The sequence below is a fragment of the Streptomyces sp. NRRL S-495 genome (assembly GCF_000966955.1).
Taxonomy (GTDB): Bacteria; Actinomycetota; Actinomycetes; order Streptomycetales; family Streptomycetaceae; genus Kitasatospora; species Kitasatospora purpeofusca.
On sequence record NZ_JZWY01000940.1, the window covers coordinates 1 to 3,538 of the forward strand.

The window sequence follows — 3,538 nt, forward strand, 5'->3', positions numbered from 1 at the left end:
GTCCAGGACCGCCTCCAGCTCGGCCGGGTCGCCCGGATCCCCGGCGGCCGCGATCCGGGCGAGCAGCACGCCGGTCGGCGGCGGCGGGCCGTCCAGCGGGTGCGGGAGACGCTCGCGCAGCCGCCGCGCCCCGTACCCGCCCCGCACCCGGCACCCGACGCAGGTGCAGGGCCGGGTCCCGTGTGCGTCGGGCCGGTACCGCCAACCCACCACCTGCGGCGCGGCGCGGACCCGGTGCACCTCGGCCCGCCCGATCGCCCGCGGTACGAACACCTCCCACCCGCGCGGGTCGTCCAGCGCCGCGATCCGCCGCACCGCCTCCGCCGCGGGGACCTCGGCCTGGTCGCCCAGCGTCCGGTCCCAGTAGGACCCGACCAGCACCGGCTGGGCGTCGTCCAGCCGGACGTGGACGGCCACCCGCCCGCCCCGCCGGTCGAAGCGGCCCAACTCGCGCATCCACTGGTGGGTGAGCGTGTACGACGGCAGCACCGGGAAGCAGTACACCCCGCGTGCGCCGTCCTGGCCGTGACTGACCGCGCGGATCCCGGCCCGTCGGATGCGCGGCGCGTTCGCCGCCGCCGTCAGATGCACAAATATCGCCATGGCTCGGCATGCTAGGCGTTCGGCTCCGCGGAGTCCGGGGAATTACCCGCCGCTCCGCGCCCGCCGCTGGTCGCGGTCGTAGAACCTGGCGTACCGGGTGGACCGCCGGTTGTGCGCCCGCACCGGGCGGCCCGCGACCGTCATGGGTCCGTCAAGAACGCGCCTCCCGCCGTCATGGTGCCGTCAGCGGCGGCCCGGGCACGGCGGCGGGAGCGTTCCATGGACAACGGTCCCCGGAGGCGGGGACCCACCGGGTGTCACGCGACCGAGGCGGAGGCGAGCAGCCATGACCGGCACCACGAGCGGCACCACGAGCGGGACCACGACCGGCACCACGAGCGGCACCACCAGAGTGATCGTCGGACTCAGCGGCTCCCTGGGCAGCCTCGCGGCGCTGTACCGCGCCGTGGCCGAGGCCGCCCGGCGGGAGGCCGTCCTCGTCCCGGTCGCCGCCTGGTCGCCCTCGGACGGCGACCAGCGGGGACCGCGCCCGCTGTCCGAACTGGAGCACGCCGCCCGCCGCCGCATCGACACCGCCTTCGAGCAGGCTTTCGGCGGCTACCCGGCCGGCCTGGTCATTCACCCGCTGACGGTCCGGGGCAACGCCGGGCCCGCCCTGGTCTCCGCCGTCACCGGACCGGCCGACCGGCTGGTGATCGGCATCGGCCGGCACGGCCGCCTCGGTCGGCTGCTGCCCGGTTCCGTCCTGGGCCACTGCCACGCGCACGCGAGCTGCCCGGTCGTCCCCGTCTCCCCGTCCGAGCTGCTGGAGCGGCTGGAGCTCAGTGCCCGCAGCGGCGCACCGCTCCCCTTCGCGGCCGGCCACCACGGCGCCGGAGGCTCCCTCCCCCGCCCCGTCGGCGTGCGCTGATCACCGGGCCGGCCGCCCGGCCGAGGGTGATCGCGAGGGCCGCCCCTGACGGGGCCGAGGGGGTTCGGAAAACCGAACCCCCGGTTCGGGGGGCCGCACCATCGATCGGTGCGCGGCGGCCGCCCAGGATGGCGGTATGAACGGAACGACACAGACCACCGGTACCCCGGCCGCCGCGAGGGCGGACGAGCTCTACCGCGAGTACGGACGCGGCCCCGCCGCCGTACAGGCACTGCGCGGGGTGTCCGTGGCCTTCGCACCGGGCACCTTCACCGCGGTGATGGGGCCGTCCGGCTCCGGGAAGACCACCCTGCTGCACTGCCTCGCCGGGATGGACCGGCCCACCCGGGGCACCGTCCGGTGGGGCGACACCGAGGTGTCGCGGCTGCCCGAGCGACGGCTGGCGGAGCTGCGGCGCAGCCGGGTCGGGTTCGTGTTCCAGGCCTTCAACCTGATGCCGGCCATGACGGTCGCCCAGAACGTGGAGCTGCCCGGCCGGCTGGCCGGGCGGCGGCCCGACCGGCGTCAGGTGCTGGACGCGCTGGCCCGGGTCGGCCTGGCCGGGCGCGAGCGGCACCGGCCGGGGCAGCTCTCCGGCGGTCAGCAGCAGCGGGTGGCGATCGCCCGGGCCCTGGTCTCCGGCCCCGAGGTGCTGTTCGCCGACGAGCCGACCGGCGCCCTGGACCGGTCCACCGGGCACGAGGTGCTGGCCCTGCTGCGGTCCGGGGTGGACCGGGACGGCCGGACCTGCGTCATGGTGACCCACGACCCGGTGGCCGCCGGGTACGCGGACCGGGTGCTGATGCTGGCCGACGGCCGGGTGGTCGACGAGTTGGAGCGTCCCACCGCCGCCGAGGTCGGCGAGCGCCTGAGCCGGCTGGGCGGGTGAGCGCGATGACCTCCCTGACTTCCCTCGTCCTCGGACAGCTGCGTCGGCGTCCGGCCGCCTTCGCCGGAACGGCGGTCGCCCTGCTGCTCGCCATCGCCGCGGTCACCCTGTTCGGCTCCCTGTTCGCCGCCGAGCTCGCCACCCCGGCGGCCGTCCGGAAGGCGGCCGCCGGACCGGGCCTGATGGTGATCGCGGGGGCGTTCGGCGAGATCGCCGTCCTGGTCGCGTTTTTCGTCGTGGTCAACGCGCTGGGTTTCGCGCTCCGTCAGCAGCACCGTGAACTGGCGCTGCTGCGCACGGTCGCGGCGACACCCCGGCAGACCCGGCGGCTGGTGCGCGGCGAGGTCCTCGTCACCACCCTGCTGGTGACGGTGCCGGGCTGGGCGCTCGGTGCGGTGGCGGCCCGGTGGTTCCTCGCCGCGCTCCAGCGGCGCGGCATGGCGTCGCCGGACGTGCGGGTGCCGGGCACACCGGTGCCGATGCTGGTCGCCCTCGGCGTCGTGCTGCTCGTCGGGCTGGCGGCCTCCGCCGTGGCGGCCCGGCGGATCTCCCGGATCGCGCCCGCGGCGGCGCTGACCGCGAGTTCGACCGAGCACGCGCGGACCGGTGCGCTGCGGCTGCTCGCCGGGACCGGCGCTCTGGTGGGCGGTGTCCTGCTGCTGCGGCTGTCGGCGACGCGGCCGGCCGACCAGGTGGACAAGGCGGGGCAGGCCGCGCTGCTCGCCTCGCTGGTGCTGCTGGTCGCGGTCGCCCTGGCGGGACCGTTCGCGGCACGGGTCCTGGCGGCCGTCCTGGGCGGGCCGCTCCGGGTGCTGGCGCCCGGAGCGGGCTGGCTGGCCGACGCCAATCTCCGCGGTTACGCGCGGCGGCTGTCGTCCGCGGTGGTACCGGTCGCACTGCTGGTGGGGCTGTCGGGCACCATGTCGATCATGACATTCACCGCCGGGCGGGCCGCAGCGGCAGCGGGGGGTTCCGCCTCCTCCGTGACCTCCGCCACCGACATCTGGCTGCGGCAGGCCGAGCTGGGGATGCTGGTCTGCTTCGCCACGGTCTCCGTCGTCAACACCCTGGTCGCCGTGACGGCCGACCGGCGGCGGGAGTTCGCCCTGCTGCGCCTGGTGGGCGCCACCCGGCCGCAGCTGCTGCGGATGCTCTCGGCGGAGGCGGCGCTGACC

At 76.5% G+C, this 3,538-nt stretch carries 4 protein-coding genes; 3 read left to right on the forward strand and 1 reads right to left on the reverse strand.

What is annotated here, in order from left to right:
- The coding region (locus VR45_RS36695) for a HEAT repeat domain-containing protein (RefSeq protein ID WP_199926075.1) at nt 1-603 on the reverse strand (603 nt) is incomplete at its 3' end.
- Between the two features lie 286 nt (nt 604-889).
- On the opposite strand from VR45_RS36695, the gene VR45_RS36700 reads away from it, so the two are divergent.
- The 3 genes from VR45_RS36700 to VR45_RS36710 all read left to right on the forward strand — a co-directional run.
- On the forward strand, nt 890-1,474 hold the full coding sequence (locus tag VR45_RS36700; protein WP_063772613.1) for a universal stress protein: 585 nt from the start codon (nt 890-892) through the stop codon (nt 1,472-1,474).
- Between the two features lie 136 nt (nt 1,475-1,610).
- On the forward strand, nt 1,611-2,363 hold the full coding sequence (locus VR45_RS36705) for an ABC transporter ATP-binding protein (RefSeq protein WP_045944266.1): 753 nt from the start codon (nt 1,611-1,613) through the stop codon (nt 2,361-2,363).
- A gap of 14 nt (nt 2,364-2,377) precedes the next feature.
- The coding region (locus tag VR45_RS36710; protein WP_107084387.1) for an FtsX-like permease family protein at nt 2,378-3,538 on the forward strand (1,161 nt) is incomplete at its 3' end.